The sequence below is a fragment of the Streptomyces sp. MA5143a genome, from assembly GCF_900290235.1.
GTDB lineage: Bacteria > Actinomycetota > Actinomycetes > Streptomycetales > Streptomycetaceae > Streptomyces.
Genome location: NZ_OLMK01000094.1, coordinates 72,976 through 90,124 on the forward strand (window position 1 = coordinate 72,976; position 17,149 = coordinate 90,124).

17 protein-coding genes are annotated in these 17,149 nt (G+C 70.7%); 10 read left to right on the forward strand and 7 right to left on the reverse strand.

The window, feature by feature from the left end:
- Positions 1 to 30: 30 nt before the first annotated feature.
- On the reverse strand, positions 31 to 1,281 hold the full coding sequence (locus SMA5143A_RS33900) for an NAD(P)-dependent malic enzyme (protein ID WP_107466665.1): 1,251 nt from the start codon (positions 1,279 to 1,281) through the stop codon (positions 31 to 33).
- A gap of 609 nt (positions 1,282 to 1,890) precedes the next feature.
- Here SMA5143A_RS33900 and SMA5143A_RS33905 point away from each other — a divergent pair.
- From SMA5143A_RS33905 to SMA5143A_RS33915, 3 genes are read left to right on the forward strand one after another with little or no spacing between them, the layout of a single operon-like run.
- Positions 1,891 to 2,859 (forward strand): ABC transporter substrate-binding protein, encoded by a 969-nt coding sequence (locus SMA5143A_RS33905; RefSeq protein WP_107466666.1) that lies wholly within the window; start codon positions 1,891 to 1,893, stop codon positions 2,857 to 2,859.
- Positions 2,860 to 2,889: 30 nt separating this feature from the next.
- Entirely contained in the window at positions 2,890 to 3,831 is a 942-nt protein-coding gene (locus SMA5143A_RS33910; RefSeq protein ID WP_107466667.1) for an amino acid ABC transporter permease, read from the forward strand.
- Positions 3,828 to 4,589, forward strand: a complete 762-nt coding sequence (locus SMA5143A_RS33915) for an amino acid ABC transporter ATP-binding protein (protein WP_107466668.1) — start codon at positions 3,828 to 3,830, stop codon at positions 4,587 to 4,589. The genes SMA5143A_RS33910 and SMA5143A_RS33915 overlap by 4 nt, the downstream gene beginning before the upstream one ends.
- 118 nt (positions 4,590 to 4,707) lie before the next feature.
- On the opposite strand, the gene SMA5143A_RS33920 is transcribed toward SMA5143A_RS33915, so the two are convergent.
- The gene (locus SMA5143A_RS33920) at positions 4,708 to 5,490 is read right to left on the reverse strand and encodes a class I SAM-dependent methyltransferase (protein ID WP_107466669.1); all 783 of its coding nucleotides are present in this window, start codon (positions 5,488 to 5,490) and stop codon (positions 4,708 to 4,710) included.
- 111 nt (positions 5,491 to 5,601) lie between these two features.
- Between SMA5143A_RS33920 and SMA5143A_RS33925 the strand changes: the two genes are divergently transcribed.
- Positions 5,602 to 6,231 (forward strand): CGNR zinc finger domain-containing protein, encoded by a 630-nt coding sequence (locus tag SMA5143A_RS33925; protein ID WP_055513600.1) that lies wholly within the window; start codon positions 5,602 to 5,604, stop codon positions 6,229 to 6,231.
- Here the strand turns inward: SMA5143A_RS33925 and sodX are convergent.
- A complete protein-coding gene (gene sodX / locus SMA5143A_RS33930; protein WP_107466670.1) occupies positions 6,135 to 6,569 on the reverse strand; it encodes a nickel-type superoxide dismutase maturation protease in 435 nt (144 codons plus the stop codon). The two genes, SMA5143A_RS33925 and sodX, sit on opposite strands and share 97 nt — an antisense overlap.
- Positions 6,570 to 6,715: 146 nt before the next feature.
- Here sodX and sodN point away from each other — a divergent pair, with 146 nt between their 5' ends.
- Positions 6,716 to 7,111: a superoxide dismutase, Ni gene (gene sodN, locus SMA5143A_RS33935; RefSeq protein ID WP_007491258.1), complete on the forward strand. Its 396-nt coding sequence runs from the start codon at positions 6,716 to 6,718 to the stop codon at positions 7,109 to 7,111.
- 162 nt (positions 7,112 to 7,273) lie between these two features.
- On the opposite strand, the gene SMA5143A_RS33940 is transcribed toward sodN, so the two are convergent.
- The 4 genes from SMA5143A_RS33940 to SMA5143A_RS33955 form a co-directional block, all read right to left on the reverse strand.
- Positions 7,274 to 8,353: a hypothetical protein gene (locus SMA5143A_RS33940; protein WP_146193991.1), complete on the reverse strand. Its 1,080-nt coding sequence runs from the start codon at positions 8,351 to 8,353 to the stop codon at positions 7,274 to 7,276.
- On the reverse strand, positions 8,350 to 8,895 hold the full coding sequence (locus SMA5143A_RS33945; RefSeq protein ID WP_146193992.1) for an RNA polymerase sigma factor: 546 nt from the start codon (positions 8,893 to 8,895) through the stop codon (positions 8,350 to 8,352). The genes SMA5143A_RS33940 and SMA5143A_RS33945 overlap by 4 nt, the downstream gene beginning before the upstream one ends.
- 97 nt (positions 8,896 to 8,992) lie before the next feature.
- Positions 8,993 to 10,465, reverse strand: coding sequence for an FG-GAP repeat domain-containing protein (locus SMA5143A_RS33950; protein ID WP_181362130.1), 1,473 nt, complete (start codon positions 10,463 to 10,465; stop codon positions 8,993 to 8,995).
- Between the two features lie 188 nt (positions 10,466 to 10,653).
- The gene (locus SMA5143A_RS33955) at positions 10,654 to 12,018 is read right to left on the reverse strand and encodes a mucin-1 (RefSeq protein ID WP_107466674.1); all 1,365 of its coding nucleotides are present in this window, start codon (positions 12,016 to 12,018) and stop codon (positions 10,654 to 10,656) included.
- Positions 12,019 to 12,206: 188 nt separating this feature from the next.
- Here SMA5143A_RS33955 and SMA5143A_RS33960 point away from each other — a divergent pair, with 188 nt between their 5' ends.
- The 5 genes from SMA5143A_RS33960 (at position 12,207) to SMA5143A_RS33980 (ending at position 17,131) form a co-directional block, all read left to right on the forward strand.
- On the forward strand, positions 12,207 to 13,226 hold the full coding sequence (locus SMA5143A_RS33960) for a LacI family DNA-binding transcriptional regulator (protein ID WP_107466686.1): 1,020 nt from the start codon (positions 12,207 to 12,209) through the stop codon (positions 13,224 to 13,226).
- Between the two features lie 89 nt (positions 13,227 to 13,315).
- The gene (locus SMA5143A_RS33965) at positions 13,316 to 14,671 is read left to right on the forward strand and encodes an ABC transporter substrate-binding protein (protein WP_107466675.1); all 1,356 of its coding nucleotides are present in this window, start codon (positions 13,316 to 13,318) and stop codon (positions 14,669 to 14,671) included.
- Positions 14,672 to 14,748: 77 nt separating this feature from the next.
- A complete protein-coding gene (locus SMA5143A_RS33970; protein WP_107466676.1) occupies positions 14,749 to 15,744 on the forward strand; it encodes a carbohydrate ABC transporter permease in 996 nt (331 codons plus the stop codon).
- A gap of 7 nt (positions 15,745 to 15,751) precedes the next feature.
- Positions 15,752 to 16,612: a carbohydrate ABC transporter permease gene (locus SMA5143A_RS33975; RefSeq protein WP_107466677.1), complete on the forward strand. Its 861-nt coding sequence runs from the start codon at positions 15,752 to 15,754 to the stop codon at positions 16,610 to 16,612.
- 93 nt (positions 16,613 to 16,705) lie between these two features.
- Entirely contained in the window at positions 16,706 to 17,131 is a 426-nt protein-coding gene (locus SMA5143A_RS33980) for a helix-turn-helix transcriptional regulator (RefSeq protein WP_055522800.1), read from the forward strand.
- The last annotated feature ends 18 nt before the right edge of the window (positions 17,132 to 17,149 follow it).

The following is a 17,149-nucleotide window of genomic DNA, read 5'->3' on the forward strand; positions in this document are numbered from 1 at the left end:
AACGCACTCGCACTCGCACTCGCACCCGCCTCAGCGGCGAGCGACCCCCTCGGCCCGCGCGGCCGCGGCCACCGCCGCCGTCACCGCGGGAGCGACCCGCTCGTCGAACGGGGACGGGATGACGTAGTCCGCGGCGAGGTCGTCGCCCACGACCGACGCCAGCGCCTCCGCCGCCGCGATCTTCATCCCCTCCGTGATCCGCGACGCCCGCACCTGGAGCGCCCCGGCGAAGATGCCGGGGAAGGCGAGGACGTTGTTGATCTGGTTGGGGTAGTCGGAGCGCCCGGTCGCGACGACCGCCGCGTACTTGTGGGCGACATCCGGGTGCACCTCGGGGTTGGGGTTGGCCATGGCGAAGACGAACGCGCCCTCCGCCATCGAGGCCACCGCCTCCTCCGCGACCGTGCCGCCGGAGACACCGATGAAGACGTCGGCCCCGGCGAGCGCGTCCTCCAGGGAGCCCGTGATCCCGGCCTTGTTGGTGAACCCGGCCACCTCGCGCTTGACGTCCGTCAGGTCCTCGCGGTCCGCGGAGATGATGCCCTTGCGGTCGGCCAGGGCGACGTCACCGATGCCCGCCTCGACCAGCATCTTCGCGATGGCCACACCGGCCGCGCCGGCACCCGAGATGACCGCCCGGAGCTGACCGATCTCCCGCCCGCTGAGCCGCGCGGCGTTCCGCAGGGCCGCCAGCGTCACGACCGCCGTTCCGTGCTGGTCGTCGTGGAAGACCGGGATGTCCAGGCGCTCCTGGAGCCGCTTCTCGATCTCGAAGCAGCGGGGCGCCGAGATGTCCTCCAGGTTCACGCCGCCGAAGGACGGGGCGAGCCGGACGACGGTCTCGACGATCTCGTCGACGTCCGTGCAGGCGAGCGCGATCGGCACCGCGTCGACACCGCCGAACTGCTTGAACAGGATCGCCTTGCCCTCCATCACGGGGAGGGAGGCCTCGGGGCCGATGTCGCCGAGGCCGAGGACGGCCGTACCGTCCGTCACGACCGCGACGACGGAGGACTTCCAGGTGTAGTCGTCGACCAGCTCGGGACGCTCGGCGATGGCGGTGCACACCCGCGCGACGCCCGGCGTGTAAGCGAGGGACAGGTCGCCCTTGTCGCGGATCGGCACCGTGCTCTGCACGGCCATCTTGCCGCCGCGGTGCAGCGCGAAGGCGGGGTCGAAGGAATCGGGGGCGCCCAGGGAATCGAGGGGCTCCCCGTTGCCTTCCTGGCCCGTACTGCCTTCGCTGCTGTCGGTGCGAGGATTGACAATCTCCGCTGCCACTTTTGTTTACCCCTTAAGTCTTCAAGGTTTGAGGGTGACCGCTCCCGGTTCGGGAGTGGGCGGGCACCGCGTAAGGCCCAGGTCAACCGGTACGTACGGCGACACGTATGGGCTCAGACGCGACGGGCGCGCCGCACACGCGCCCTGGGCCCCGGATGAGGGGTGTAAGGAACCTTCTTACCGGACGGACGGTGCCGACGACGAGTCCAGACCCGTTCATACCTTGAAGGTCACAACTCGAAGGTCATTTGCGGCCCAATCGGGGCGCGGTGACTCGTCGACGAATGACGGGACAAGTCGGACCAATCCCGGACAGGCCCCATACGGCCACGTGTGCGGGGTGCACGGCCGACCGCATCCTGAGATGCACCGAAGATCTTCCGGCCGGAAGGGAAAAATTCCGCACAAGATCCGGCGTGATCGCACGGTCCACAGCGGTTCGTAGGTCATTCGGGGGTCACCCGTTATCCGATTTTGACATAGCGGGTCATCTGAATGCACATGCCCGAATGGCAAGATGCCGTAATCACACGAGGTCGCGACACTCGAAGAAGCGTGTCATCCATCGACCTGTCGGCAACTCCACCCATCCCGCCGGAGGAACCCACCATGACCGCAAGCACCACCAGTCGTACGACCGGCCTGCGCTCCCGGACAGCCGCGGTCGGAGCGATCGCGGTCGTGGGCGCCCTGCTGCTCACCGGCTGCGGTGACCAGACCAAGGACGGCAACGGCAACGACTCGGGCAGCACCAAGGCCGGTTCGGCCCCGCTGGCCGACAAGCTCCCCGCGAGCATCCGCGACAAGGGTGTCATCCGCGTCGGCTCGGACATCGCGTACGCGCCCGTGGAGTACAAGGACAACGCGGGCAAGGTCGTCGGCATCGACCCCGACATCGCCGCCGCACTGGGCAAGCAGCTCGGCGTCGAGTTCAAATTCGAGAACGCCACCTTCGACACCCTCATCGGTGGTCTGGCGTCCAAGCGGTACGACATCGCCATGTCGGCCATGACGGACACCAAGGACCGTCAGGAGGGCATCGACGCCGACACCGGCAAGAAGGTCGGCGCCGGCGTGGACTTCGTCGACTACTTCACCGCCGGTGTGTCGCTGTACACCAACAAGGGCGACGACAAGGGCATCAAGACCTGGGACGACCTCTGCGGCAAGACGATCGCCGTGCAGCGCAACACGTTCTCGCACGACCTCGCCAAGGAGCAGGCGGCGAAGTGCAAGAAGGACGGCGGCAAGACCCTCAAGATCGAGGACTTCGCCACCAACCCCGAGGCCGAGACCCGGATGCGCTCCAAGGGCGCCGATGTCGTCTCCGCCGACTACCCGGTCGCCGCGTACTCGGTGAAGACCTCGGGCGGTGGCAAGTACTTCCAGATCGTCGGCGACCAGGTCGAGGCCGGCCCCTACGGCATCGCCGTCGCCAAGGACAGCACCGAGCTGCGCGACGCGCTGCAGGCCGCGGTCCAGGCGATCATCGACAACGGCGAGTACAAGAAGATCATCAGCAAGTGGGGCGTCGAGGACGGCGCCGTCACCGAGGCCAAGGTCAACGGCGGCTCCTGATCTTCGTCTCGGCACTGAAAGGCACCACCCGTGACTGTTGACGTCAACAAGACGGACGGTCCCGAGGACACGCCCCCCGCCGGTCCGGAGGCCATCAAGGCCATTCCGGTCCGGCACCCGGGGCGCTATGTCTCCGCGGCCATCGCGCTCGCTGTCCTGGGCGCGATCGTCTACGCCTTCGCGCAGGCGAAGAAGATCAACTGGGGCGCCGTCCCCGACTACTTCTTCGACGACCGCATCATCGAGGGCGTTCTGAACACCCTGCTGCTCACCGTGCTGTCCATGGTGATCGGCATCGTCGGCGGCATCCTGCTCGCCGTCATGCGGCTGTCGAAGAACCCGGTGACCTCGTCGGTCGCGTGGTTCTACATCTGGTTCTTCCGCGGCACGCCCGTCCTGGTCCAGCTGTTCGTCTGGTTCAACCTGGGCCTGGTCTTCGAGTACATCAACCTCGGTCCGATCTACAAGGACTACTGGTCCTCGTTCATGACGCCGCTGCTGACGGCGCTGCTGGGCCTCGGCCTCAACGAGGCCGCGTACATGGCGGAGATCTGCCGCGCCGGTCTGCTGTCGGTCGACGAGGGCCAGACGGAGGCGTCGCACGCGCTCGGTATGAGCCACGCGAAGACGCTGCGCCGGATCGTCATCCCGCAGGCGATGCGCGTGATCGTGCCGCCCACCGGCAACGAGGTCATCAACATGCTGAAGACCACGTCGCTCGTCTCGACGGTGCAGTACGTGGACCTGCTCAAGGCGGCCCAGGACATCGGCCAGAACGCGGGCTCCATCGTGGAGATGCTGTTCCTCGCCGCCGCCTGGTACCTGATCCTGACCAGCATCTTCAGTGTCGGCCAGTACTACCTGGAGCGGTACTACGCGAAGGGCTCGACCCGATCCCTCCCGCCGACGCCGATCCAGCGCTTCAAGGCGGCCGTTCGGCCCGCGCGCCGCCCGAAGGGAGTCTCGGCATGACCGCCATGGTGAAGGCCGAGGGCATCCACAAGTCCTTCGGTCCCGTCCAGGTCCTCAAGGGCATCGACCTGGAGGTGCAGACGGGTGAGGTGTTCTGTCTCATCGGCCCGTCCGGCTCCGGCAAGTCGACGTTCCTGAGGTGCATCAACCACCTCGAGAAGATCAACGCCGGCCGGCTGTACGTCGACGGCGAGCTGGTCGGCTACCGCCAGAAGGGCGACAAGCTGTACGAGCTCAAGGACAGCGAGGTCGCGCTGAAGCGCCGGGACATCGGCATGGTGTTCCAGCGGTTCAACCTGTTCCCGCACATGACCGCCACCGAGAACGTCATGGAGGCGCCGGTCCAGGTCAAGGGCGTCAGCAAGGCCCTGGCCCGCGAGCGCGCCCGGGAACTGCTGGAGCGGGTCGGCCTCGGCGACAAGGCGGGCAACTACCCCTCGCAGCTCTCCGGCGGCCAGCAGCAGCGCGTGGCGATCGCCCGCGCGCTGGCGATGGAGCCGAAGCTGATGCTGTTCGACGAGCCGACCTCGGCGCTCGACCCGGAGCTGGTCGGTGATGTCCTCGACGTCATGCGCGACCTCGCCGAGTCCGGCATGACGATGGTCGTCGTCACCCACGAGATGGGCTTCGCCCGCGAGGTCGGCGACAGCCTGGTCTTCATGGACGGCGGTGTGGTGGTCGAGTCCGGCAACCCGCGCGACGTGCTCACGAACCCGCGGGAGGAGCGCACCCAGTCGTTCCTGTCCAAGGTGCTGTAGCCGGCGGGGCCGAGCCGGACACGGTTACGTGCGAAGGGGCGGTACGGATCTCCCGTACCGCCCCTTCCCGTGCGGGAACCGCTCCGGGGCCTCCCGTGCGGAAGCCGCCTCGGCGGGTCTACTTCACGGCGAGCAGCAGGGTGTCCGAGGGCGAGCACCAGACGGGGCGGGCCTCCGCGAAGCCCTTCTCGCGCAGGACGCGGGCGTGCCACGCCGGGGAGGGCATGTCGCCGTCGGCGTGTTCGCCGTAGATCTCGAAACGGCGGGCCGTCGGCGCGGCGAGTACCGGGTCCTGGGCGGCGAGCTGCCACCATTCGGCCCAGTCGACGACGCCGTTCGCCTTGGCTTGATCCATACCCGCGTGGCGGTGCGCGCGCTCCGCCGCGTTGATCCGGGGCGTGGTCTCGTCGATCATGTGGTCCGCGTTCATGAAGACACCGCCGTCGCGGACGAGCTCCGCGACCTGACCGTAGAGGGCGGCGAGGGGTTCGCTGTGCAGCCAGTGCAGGGCTGTGGCCGTCAGCACGGCGTCGTACGTGTCGTACGGCAGCTGGGTGGGCCAGTCGGGGTCGGTGAGGTCGGCGGTGACGAAGGTGACGCGGCGGTCGCCCTCGAAGGTGCCCTCGGCGATGGTGAGCAGCGCGGGGTCGAGGTCGACGCCGGTGCTGACGGCCTCGGGGAACCGCGCGAACAGCCGGGACGTGATGGATCCCGTACCGCAGGCGAGGTCGAGGACGCGGGGCTCGGGGCCGACGAGGGCCTCGACCATGTCGAGCATGACCCGGAACCGCTCCTCGCGGTCCGGCATGTACCACTCCTGCTGCCGGTCCCAGCTGCGCTGCCAGGCCCCCCAGTCGGTGCCGTAGGAGGTTCCGCTGCCGGTGCCGGCGGTCGTTGTCATGGGAGCCCCTTCTCGCGGTACGCCGTAATGCCCGTCGTAATACCCTGAAAGCACGATCAGCTGTTACCTGACCCGCACCACGACGATAGAGTGCCCCCGTAAGGACTACAAGTGGAACTGGCCTATTACTCGGATTACGCCGTGCGCCTCGTGAACAGCGAGGAACCGCTCCGGGGCAAGGACACGCTCACCTCGGTGGAGGCCGTCCGCGACCTCTTCGGGGTCAACCGGTCGGCGGCCCGGCGGGCGACGGACGCCGACGTCACCCGGTTCCGGTCGGTGCGGGCGCGGCTGCGCTCGGTCTTCGAGGCGGCGGACGGCGGCGACGAGACGCTCGCCGTGGACCTGCTGAACTCGCTGCTGCTGGAGTTCCCGGTGAGCCCGCAGATTTCCGGCCATGACTTCCGGGACGACGACGGCCGCCCGCTGTGGCACATGCACCTGGCGGACCACCCCTCGAACGCGACGGCCGGCTATGCCGCGATCGCCGCGATGGGGCTCGCCTTCCACCTCACCGAGTACGGCGTGGACCGGCTCGGCCTGTGCGAGGCGGCGCCGTGCCGCAACGCCTACCTCGACACCTCCACCAACCGTTCCCGGCGCTACTGCTCGGACCGCTGCGCGACCCGCGCCAACGTGGCGGCCTACCGCGCCCGCAAACGCCTGGAGGCGGACCGGTCGCAGAACACCGGCCGGGCCGCCGAGAACGCCCAGCGGGCCACCGCGAACGGCGAACGCTGACCGTCCGGCCGGGGCCGGTAGCGGAACCGGACCCTGCCGAGCACGAGTTCGTCGGGGACGGTCCCGTAGTCCGTGGAGTCCCCGCCCGCGTACGCGTTGTCCGCGAGGACCCACCAGCCGCCGTCCCGCCGCTCGGCGACCCGCTTGACGACGAGGAGGTCCTGCTGGAAGGGATGGCGCAGCACGACCACGTCACCGATCCTCAGCCGCGCCCCGTAGTGGACGAGCAGCCGGTCGCCGTGGTGCAGCGTCGGCACCATCGACGGTCCCGTCACCTCGGCCACCCCCCAGGGCAGAACGGCCCCCGCCCGCTCGCTCTCCTGCGCCGGCTCCGGCATCCCTCGGCACCTCCCCGGTTCGATCCTCCACCAGTCCCAGTCTGACCCCGGACTTTTGTCCTAAGCCCATGGGGGCACTCGCGAAAACCTCTCTCGCAGGGAGTAATGTCCCACCTGAGAAGACGATCACGAGGAAGGAATGCTCCATGCTTTCCCGCCTGTTTGCCCCCAAGGTCAAGGTCAGCGCGCACTGCGACCTGCCCTGCGGCGTGTACGACCCGGCCCAGGCCCGCATCGAGGCGGAGTCGGTGAAGGCCGTGCAGGAGAAGATGGCCGCCAACGACGACCCGCACTTCCAGGCTCGCGCGACCGTCATCAAGGAGCAGCGCGCCGAGCTCGCCAAGCACCACGTGTCGGTCCTGTGGAGCGACTACTTCAAGCCCCCGCACTTCGAGAAGTACCCGGAGCTGCACCAGCTGGTCAACGACGCCCTGAAGGCCCTCTCGGCCGCCAAGGGCTCCACCGACCCGGCGACGGGCCAGAAGGCGCTCGACTACATCGCCCAGATCGACAAGATCTTCTGGGAGACCAAGAAGGCCTGATCCTGGGCCAGGCTGTCAGGCCGTACGACCTGTGGTTCCGCGGGTCCTGTCGGCCACCCGTCCGCACCCGGTCCGCCGGCCGCCGACCACGGCGTCCATGGCGGTCCGGGTGCGGTCGCGTTCGGCGGGCCGCGGGCCGACTGCGGTCGGGGGCGGCGCCGTTCAGACCGTGCTCCGGGTGTCCGTCACCGTTCCCCGCGCCAGGGTCTCGCTGACCGTGATCGTGCCGGGCACGGCGATCCTCAGGCTCAACGGGTCGCCCAGCAGCGCCTCCTCGCCGCCGATGGGGTAGCCGGTCGCCGGGTCGACGAGCAGCGAGTCCCTGAAGAGGGCCTTCCGGTGCCCGCTCCCCTGGGTGATCGCGAGGGCCTGCCGTCCGTGCCAGGTGGTGGTCCTCGACACCTGCACATCGGTCCGCCTCGCGAGGACCTGGAGCGCCGCCGCGCGCAGCGCGGGCTCGACCGTGCCGCCCGAGGCCCGCCCGGCCGCGTCCAGCATGGCCGAGACGCCCCAGATCAGCCTCCCTCCCTCCCAGTTGACCTTTCGCAGCTGGGCGAGCAGCCGATCGGGGTCGGTCGAGAAGGGAAGCAGCGCCTGCCATTCGGAGTCGGGCGCGAAGTACCCGGGACCGTGCCGCTCGTCCCGGACGCCCTCGCCCTCGACCAGCCCCGCCGCGCGGGCGTCCCGTTCCTGGTCCGGATTCGGGAAGTACGGTTCGCCGTACGCCTGACGCTCCCGTCCCGCCCCGTCCGACGTCCTGATCCACTGCTCGGTCACCGTCGGCACCGCGGCGTTGGCGACGCCACCGGGCACGTCACCGGCGGAGTTCAGCCACCAGCCCCAGCTCTTGAGGTAGAGGTACGGGCCCCGCACGGCATCGGGAGCGAGCCCGCGCACCTTCTCCGCCAGCTCGGCCAGCACGTCGTGCGACGAGGTCCCCGCGATCGTCCGCAGCGTCAGCACCGGCGGCGTCACGAGGGCCTGTGCCTCCCCGCCCGCGCCGAGCCACCGGGCCGGCTCGCCGGAGGCCGCGACCGCGGTGGCCGTGGCCACGACACCGCCGGCCAGCAGAACCCGCCTGCGGGACAGGCCCGTTCGCGCCCGGGGTGCCGGCGAAGCCCCGGTGGCCAGGAGCGCCGCCAGTTCCCGCTCGGCACGGGCCGGGAGGGCGTCGTCGCGCCCGAAGCCGGTCTGCGGATCGGGAGGCATCAGCTCCCGCACCCTCCTGAGATCCCCCTTCACCGCGTCCTCCCCTCCACTGGCAGCCTGTCGTCCGGAAGCCGGGCCTCGTCCGCGGCCACCGCCGCCTCCAGCAGCCGGCGGGCGCGGTGCAGTCGGACCTTGAAGGCTCCGACGCCACACCCCATGACCTTGGCGGCGTCGCGCACGCCCAGCCCGTCCCAGGCCACGAGGAGCAGCACCTCCTGCTCCCGCTCCGGCAGCCGGTCCAGCACACCCCGCGCGCCGAGCCGCCGCAGGACCTCCTCCTCGGCCGCCGGTTCGGCCCCGGCCTCGTGGTCGGCGCGGATGCGGTCGTCGAGCCGGTCGGCCCGGTCCCGGGCGCGTACGGCGTTGGCGGCGACGCGGCGGGCGATGCCGTACAGCCAGGGCAGTTCCCCGCCGCGCAGTTCGTTCCGGTTCCGCCATGCCGCGAGGAACACCTCGGCCGCGGCGTCCTCGGCGGCGGCCGGGGGCAGGCGCCTGCGCAGGAACCTGAGCACGGGCAGGTATGTCCGCCGGTAGACCTCCTCGAACCGCCCGGGATCGTCCATCGGTCCGCTCACACCCGCCCCTCCCCCTGCGCGATGGCTCCACCTTGTTTGTGTCCGGCACGGCGCGAGAGTTACAGGAGAGGGGACCGGGCAGGGGGATCGGTGGGCGTCAGAGGATGTCCGTGGCTGTGAAGTGCCGCTGGTAGGTCATTCCTCGGTCGGTGCCGCGCAGTACCCAGAACGCGTCCAGGTCGCGCTTCTTGGCGTCCAGGAAGCCGGGGGCGCCGACGACCACGTCCAGGTGGTGGTCGCCGTCGGTGTCGAGGAGCGGGCCGACGACGGTGATGCGGTTACGGGTCGGGCCCCGGCCCTCGGCGGGGGTGTCGCTGCCGGGGACCCCGGGGGTGTCCAGGGTCACCGCCCGGACCGCGTCCGCGCTGGCCGCCCGGAGGTCGGGGACCAGCCAGACGACGCCGTTGCTGTCGTTGGCGCCGGTCGCCGAGGTGACCAGATCGGCCCGGCCGTCACCGGTGACGTCGCCGAGGGCGGTGCCGCCCATGCCGCCGTACTGCGGGGCGTCCCTCAGTCCCGGCGGGGAGAGCGTGGTCATGCCGCCCCGCTTGCCGGTCTCGGGTCCGGAGCGGGTGCTCAGCGTGTATCCGGCGCTCAGTTGCTTCCGGTACGCGAAGAAGCCCGCCGAGTACAGGTCGTCGATGCCGTCACCGTCCACGTCCCCCGACTGCCCCTCCAGGCCGAGGTCGGGTCCCTCGCGGCGCTCGGCGAGCCTCAGCCCTCCCGGGCCGCCCCGCAGATAGTGAAGGCCGCTGACGCCCACCTCGCCGTCGCCTTCATTGTCAGGATCGGTCCAGTGGAACCAGAGCGCGAGGTCGGTGGCCCGGTCGCCGTCGAAGTCGCCGGCCAGGGAGCGCGCCGGGATCGAGTCGGTCGGGCGGCCGTCGCGGAGCTTCTGGACGCGGGCGGGTGCGCCTTCGCGCCGGACGGGGCCGAACCACACGGTGCCCTCCGGACCGTTGGCGCCGCCGGGGAGGAACAGGTCGGCGTGGCCGTCCCCGTCGAAGTCACCGGTGGCCGTGGGGCTCGTCGGCGCCCCGGTGAGCGGCCGCGGATCGGTCACGCCGCGCGGACCGCCCCACAGCACGGTGGGCCCGCCGGTCCGCGGGGCGCGCACGAGGTCGGTGTAGCCGTCGTGGTCCAGGTCGGTGCGCAGCAGCCGCGTCTCGTCGGGCGCGGTGCTTGGGGGCGGCCCCGGGGCCACGGTGCGTCGACGCGGATCCAGCCCCTTCGCCGAGCCGTAGACCACGACCAGGCTGCCGCCGGTGATCACCGCGGCGAAGTCGTCGTAGCCGTCGCCGTTGAGGTCCTCGGGCCGGGGGTTGCGTGAGGGTTTCCCGGCGGGCGGCCGTTCGGCCCTGACACCGGACGGGGACCGCCCGTCCGTACGGCTCGCACCGGCCTCCGGGCTCCGCTCCCCGCCGCCGGCACCCGCGTCCGGACGCTGGGCGGAGTCGCAGCCGGTCACCAGCAGCGCGGCGGCCAGCGCGGCGGCCAGCGCGGCAGCGGCCGATCCCCGGATGCGCCGGTTCGACCGGGCGGATCGATCACCACCGGTCGCGTCCGCCACCGGCCGCGCCCTCCGCGGTGTCTGCGTCAGCCGCTCCACGGGACCTCACACGTTCACCTCGACACCACCCACCGGAACACAGACTGGACTGCCGAGGGGGCGAAAAGGTTGCCGCGCGGGTGGGGCGGGCCGCCTCCTCGCGGGGGGCGACGCGGGCCGTGTCTGCGCGTCCCGAGGCGTACCAACCGTCACCCCTCCACCCCTGCACCCCCCGGCCCCGGCCAGATCGCCGACGCGTCGTCGCGGGTCGGGTCGGGGAGGTGGACGGGGCGGGTCGGGATCAATTGGCGGACGCCGTCGGTGGTCGCCGTCCAGGGCGCGGGGTGGCCGGAGTAGCACAGGGTCGTCAGGGCGAAGACGTCGTCGGCGTAGACCTCCACGTACTCGCCGACCGTCAGGATCCGTAGGCGGGCCGGAGGGTGGGACAGGACGGTCTCGTCCAGGGTGGTGCCGTCGGGGCCGGTCGCCCGGAGGTTCTTGCCGTCGCAGCCGATGGTGAGGGCCGGCCGGGCGGAGCCCGGGGCGTCGGTGCGCAGCATGATCTCCACGGGGCGGTCGGACACGGGGACGTCGCCGACGGCGTGCAGGAGGGAGCCGTCCGTCTCCGCGCCCAGCCAGCGGTCCAGGCCCGGCCACCACTCCAGGCGGGGAGCCGAGTCCTCGGAGACCACGAGGGACTTCGGCTGGGCCAGCATGCCCCGGCAGCGGTCGCCCGTGTCGGTGAGGCCGACCCGGCGGGGGGTGGTGTGGAGGACGACGCGGGAGCCGTCGGGCGCGGGGATGACGCGGGGCGCGTAGGCACCCGTGGGGCCGAGGTGACCTCGGTGGGTCCAGGGGCCGCGGAGGGTGGGCGCCGTCCAGGAGTCGAAGCCCCGGGTCGCGCCGACGGAGCCGAGGAGCAGCCAACTGCCGTCGTCGAGGCGCTCCAGGACCGGGCATTCGAGTTCGTCGATGTCGCCGGGTGAGAGCAGCGGCGGGTGGACGGTCCAGTGCTCCAGGTCGGGCGAGGTGGCCAGGGCCACGCAGCCGCTGACCTCGACCGGGAGCGAGGCGTCGCTCGCGCAGATCACCATCGCCCAGCCGTCGCCCTCGTCGTCCCTCACCACGAACGGGTCGCGCCAGCCCATGCGGTCGGCGGTGCGGTACCAGCGGGGGTCCGCCTCGACGACGGGCCCGGTGCCGTGGCGGCGCCAGCCGGTGCCGTCGGTGCGGTCGGAGTACGCGAGGCCGACCGACTGCAACGGCCAGCCCTCGGGGGTCAGTCCACTCACGCCCGTGTAGAACATCGCCATCCCGGAGCCGTGCCGGAAGGGGTGCATCGTCCACACCGCCTGCTGGTCGAAGCGGCCCGGCAGCCCGTTGCCGAACGCGGTCCCCCGCGGCCGCCAGTCGACCAGGTCGGGCGAGGTGGCCCTGCCGTAGGAGGTCTCCATCCTCAGGTGGTCGAACTCGGTGGTCCACGGCCCCTGGAGGTGCAGCACCGCGTAGGTCCCGTCGTCGTCGCGGAGCAGGGCGAAGTCGTTCACGCAGAGGCCGGGCGGGGCGTATCGCATGCACAGTTCCTGTCGACTCGCAGCGCCCAAACGCGTGCGCTGACCATGGACCTTCTAGGTCTCGCTTGAGAATCGGCCCAAGTAAAACTGAACGCAAACGCTTGCGCAACAACCAGGTCGGGTTTACGGTCACGTCACTCACAGCTCACACCGCCGTGAAGACGTGCAACCGACGGGAGAAGTCCGCCGTGACCGTCAGCATCACCGATGTCGCCCGCGCCGCCGGGGTCTCGGCGTCCACCGTGTCCCGCGCGCTGCGTGGCCGGCCGGGCGTGTCGGACGAGGTCCGCGCGCAGATCGCGGCCGTCGCCGAGCAACTCGGCTACACGGCCTCCCGTTCGGCGTCCAGCCTGGCCAGCGGGCGCACCTTCACCATCGGGGTCGTCGCCCCGTACATAGGCCGGTGGTTCTTCGGCACGGTCCTCGACGCGGCCGAGCAGGTGTTCAGCGCCGCCGGGTACGACGTGCTGCTCTACAACCTGGGGTCGGCGGAGGCGCGCAAGCGTTTCTTCACGAAGATGCCGGTCCGCAAGCGCGTGGACGCGGTGCTGTCGCTGCTGATCCCGGACGAGGAGGAGTCGGCCGCGCTGCGTTCGCTCGGTGTGCCGCTGGCCTCTACGGTGGGCGGCGCGCGGCCCGGCTTCACGGTGGTCGGCATCGACGACCGGGCGGGCGCGGAGAGTGCCGTACGGCATCTGGTGAACCTCGGCCACCGGCGGATCGGCATGATCTCCGGAGCCAGCGGGCCCCTGCACTGGACCACTCCCGTCGACCGTCGGGCCGCCTATCTGCACGTCCTCGCCGAGGCCGGAATCGAGCCCGACCCGGCGCTGGAGGCGGACGGCGACTACACGGTGGAGGGCGGTGAGCGGGCGATGACCGAGTTGCTGGCCGCCAGCCGGCCGCCGACCGCGGTGTTCGCGCAGTCCGACGAGATGGCGATGGGCGCGTTGCGCGCGCTGCGGCGCCATCGGCTGCGGGTGCCCGAGGACGTGTCCGTGGTCGGCTTCGACGACCACGAACTCGCCGACGTGGTCGGGCTGACGACCGTGGCGCAGCCGGTCGCCGGGCAGGGCGCGGAGGCCGCGCGCCTGTTGCTGCGGCAGCTCGACGAGCAGGAGGCCGTGCCGCGGGGCCGGGTGGAGATGCCCATCCGCCTCGTCCTCCGCGAGACCACGGCACCGCCGCGCCCACGCGGACCGCAGTGACCTCTTCCCGGCCCCACACCACCGCTCCCCACTTCCAGAACCCGCCACCCCCGCACCCCGCACCCTCGTCCCGCACGGAGGCACAGTCCATGAGTTCCATCAACCGCTCGACCAGCAGCAGGCTCCGCCGTACGGCCTCCACGGGCCTGGCGCTCGTGCTTCCCCTGGCGGCGCTGGCCGCGTGCGGCGGGGGCGGCGGGTCCGACGCCTCGGCCGAGGCCGGCAGCGGTGAGGGCACGATCAGCGTCTGGGCCCACCAGGGCCAGAAGAGCGAGGCGGCCGCGCTGCAGAACGCGGTGAAGTCCTTCAACTCCTCGCAGGACAAGGTCAAGGTCGAGCTGAAGCTGATACCGGAGACCGACTACACCAAGACCATCACCGCGACCGACGCCTCCGAGCTGCCGGACGTCATGGAGTTCGACGGTCCGACCATGGCGAACTTCGTCTACAACAAGAAGCTCGCCGCGATCGACGACTTCGTCTCCACGAAGACCCTGTCCAACGCCACCGACGCCAGCAAGGCGCAGGGCGAGATAGCGGGCAAGCACTACGGGCTCGGCATGTTCGACTCGGGTCTCGGCATGTACGGCAGCAAGAAGCTGCTGGACGCGGCCGGGGTGAAGTACCCGAAGGGCGTCGACGACGCGTGGACGGCGGACGAGTTCGACGCCGCGCTGAAGGCGCTGAAGGCGAAGGACTCCGACGGCAAGGTCCTCGACATCCAGGAGGGCAACGGACTCGCCAACGAGTGGGGCACCTACGGCTTCGCCCCGATCGTCTGGTCGGCCGGCGGCGCCCTCCTCAAGGACGGCAAGGCGCAGGGCGCCCTCGACTCCCCGGCCGCGGTGTCGGCCCTGAAGACCTTCCAGTCCTGGAAGGGCACCGTCGACCCCAACACCGACGGCAACGCCTTCGCCAAGGGCCGTGTCGCGCTCAGCTGGGTCGGCCACTGGATGTACCCCGCGTACAGCGAGGCCCTCGGCGACGACCTGGTCGTGCTGCCGCTGCCCGACTTCGGTGACGGCCCCAAGACCGGGCAGGGCTCGTGGTCCTGGGGCATCGGGGCCGACTCCAAGAACGCCAAGGCCGCCGGCGCGTTCATGGACTTCCTCCTCGACGACGCCAACGTCACCGCGATGACCAAGGCCAACGGCGCGCCCCCGGCCACCAAGTCCGCCCTCGCCGCGAGCGAGCTGTACAAGCAGGGCGGCCCGCTCCAGCTCTTCGCCGACCAGCTCGCCAAGCCGTGCGGCGACAGCGACATCAGCAAGTCCTGCGTCGCCGTCACCCGCCCGGTGACCGCCGGATACCCGGTCGTCACGGAGAAGTTCAGCCAGGCCCTGAACGCGATCTACGGCGGCAGTGACCCGAAGGACGCCCTGTCCAAGGCCGCCGCCTCCATCGACCGGGACTTCTCGGACAACGCCGGTTACGAGATCCCGTAAGCACGCGCCCTGTCGGACCCATCGACCGGGGCGGGCGCGCCCCTCGCGGCCGCCCGCCCCGCCGGGAAGAGGACCCCGTGAAAACCGTGGAACCCGCGCACACCGCGCCGTCCGGCCGGGACCGGGCGCCGGATCTGTCCCCCGCCCCCGCCCCACCCGCTCGCCCCGCCGGCCGCGGCCGGGAGTGGCTGCACGGACTGCTGATGTCCGCGCCCGCCGTCGTCGGCCTGATCGCCTTCGTCGGCGTGCCCTTCTGCTACGCCGTGGTGCTCTCCTTCTACAACGTGCGCCTCGGCTCCCCGCTGGAGCCCACCTTCTTCGGCGTCGAGCAGTACCGGCGACTGTTCACCGACCCCGATCTGTCCGGCCCCTTCCTGCGGGCCCTGCTGAACAACCTGACCTTCGCCGTCGTCGTCGTACCGCTCCAGACGGGTCTGGCGCTCGGCCTCGCGATCCTGCTCAACCGCAAACTAGAGGCGATCGGTCTCTTCCGGTCCTTCTTCTTCATGCCGGTCGTCTTCCCGATGGCGCTGGTCGCGGTGATCTGGCGGCTGATCCTCGCCCGCAGCGAGCAGGGCATGCTCAACTCCGCCCTGGACGCGGTGAGTTTCGGCAACTGGGGCGCGTTCGACTGGCTGGGCGACGGGCTCACCGCGATGGCCTCGGTCATCGTGCTGTCGGTGTGGCAGGGCGTCGGCTTCCAGATGGTGATCCTGCTCGCCGGGCTCCAGCAGATACCGGACGAGCGCTACGAGGCCGCCCAGCTCGACCGGGCCTCCCGCTGGCAGCAGTTCCGGCACGTCACGCTGCCCGGCATCCGGGGCACCCTCGTGTTCGTCGCGCTGCTCACGTCGGTGCTGTCGTTCCGGGTGTTCGACCAGGTGTACGTGCTGGTCAAGGGAGGCGGCCTCGACGAGGACGCGGCCCGCACGGTGATGTACGAGGCCGTGACGACCGCCTTCGACCAGAACAACATCGGCCAGGCGTCCGCGATCACCGTCGTGTTCTTCCTGATCGTCGTCGTCCTGACCCTGATCCAGCGCCGTATCGTCCGGCCCGACAACGAGGACTGACTCAGCCATGAGTACGAGCACCGCCACCGGTCTCTCCCGAGGGCCCCTGCGCCGTTTCCTCGACTACGCCGTCCTCTCGGTCCTGGCGTTCGTCTTCGCGCTGCCCGTCCTGTACCTCCTCCTCGGCAGCCTCAAGCCGTCCGACGAGGTGCTGAACGGCCTGTCCGGCTTCCTCCCGACCCATCTGTCCTTCGACAACTACGCCGCCGTCCTGGACAACCTGAACTCCGACAGCACCGGCTACTTCTGGCAGTTCATGGGCGTCTCGCTGCTGCTGGCCTTCGTGGTCGTCACGGGCGGCCTGTTCGTCAACTCGATGGCGGCGTACGGGCTCTCCCGGCTCAGGTGGCGGGGCAGGGAGGCCGTGTTCACCCTGGTCCTGCTGCTGATGCTGGTGCCGTTCGAGTCGGTGGCCGTGCCGCTGTTCTACCTGTTCAACGACCAGCGGAACACGCTCTTCATCCAGGCGCTGCCGTTCCTCGCCAACGCCTTCTCGATCTACCAGTTCCACACGTTCTTCCGCACGATCCCGCCGAGCATCGAGGAGGCGGCCCGGCTGGACGGGGCCGGCCCCTGGCGCACGTTCTTCGCGATCATCGTCCCGATGTCGAAGCCGGCCTTCGCCTCGGTCGCGATCCTGACGTTCCTCACCCAGTGGGGTTCGTTCCTGTGGCCGGTGCTGATGGTCTCCGACCCGTCGGTACGGCCGTTGCCGCTGGAGATGAGCGTCTTCCAGGGCCAGCAGCCGCCCGACTGGGGCCAGATCCTCGCCTTCGGCGTCCTCCTCGTCCTGCCCGTCCTGATCGTCTTCGCCTTCTTCCAGCGCTGGTTCGTCCAGGGCGTGGCCAGCTCCGCCGTGAAGGGGTGAGCGTCGCCGCCGTGCTCGTGGATCAGCCGGGATCGGCCGGCGGACATCTCGAGCGGCCGCCCGCTTGTCGGTGGTGGGTGTCATCCTGGGGACATGAACCGGGATGATCTGGTGCGGCTGCGGCGGGCGCGGGACCGCATGGACCGCGAGTACGCGGAACCGCTGGACATCGACGCCCTCGCGCGCACCGCGCTGATGTCCCCCGGCCACTTCCAGCGCAGCTTCCGCGCGGCCTACGGGGAGACGCCGTACGCGTATCTGATGACCCGCCGCATCGAGCGCGCGAAGGCGTTGCTGCGCCGGGGGGACCTCACGGTGACCGAGGTGTGCCTGGCGGTGGGCTGTACGTCGCTCGGCTCGTTCAGCTCCCGCTTCACGGAGCTGGTGGGCGAGACGCCGAGCGCCTACCGGGCCCGTCCGCACGAGTCGGGGGCCGCGATCCCGGCATGTGTGGCGAAGCGGCTGACACGGCCCTCCCGGCACCGCATACGCACGGCGGAACCGGACGAGGCACCCTAGAAGGCTGATGAAGATCTT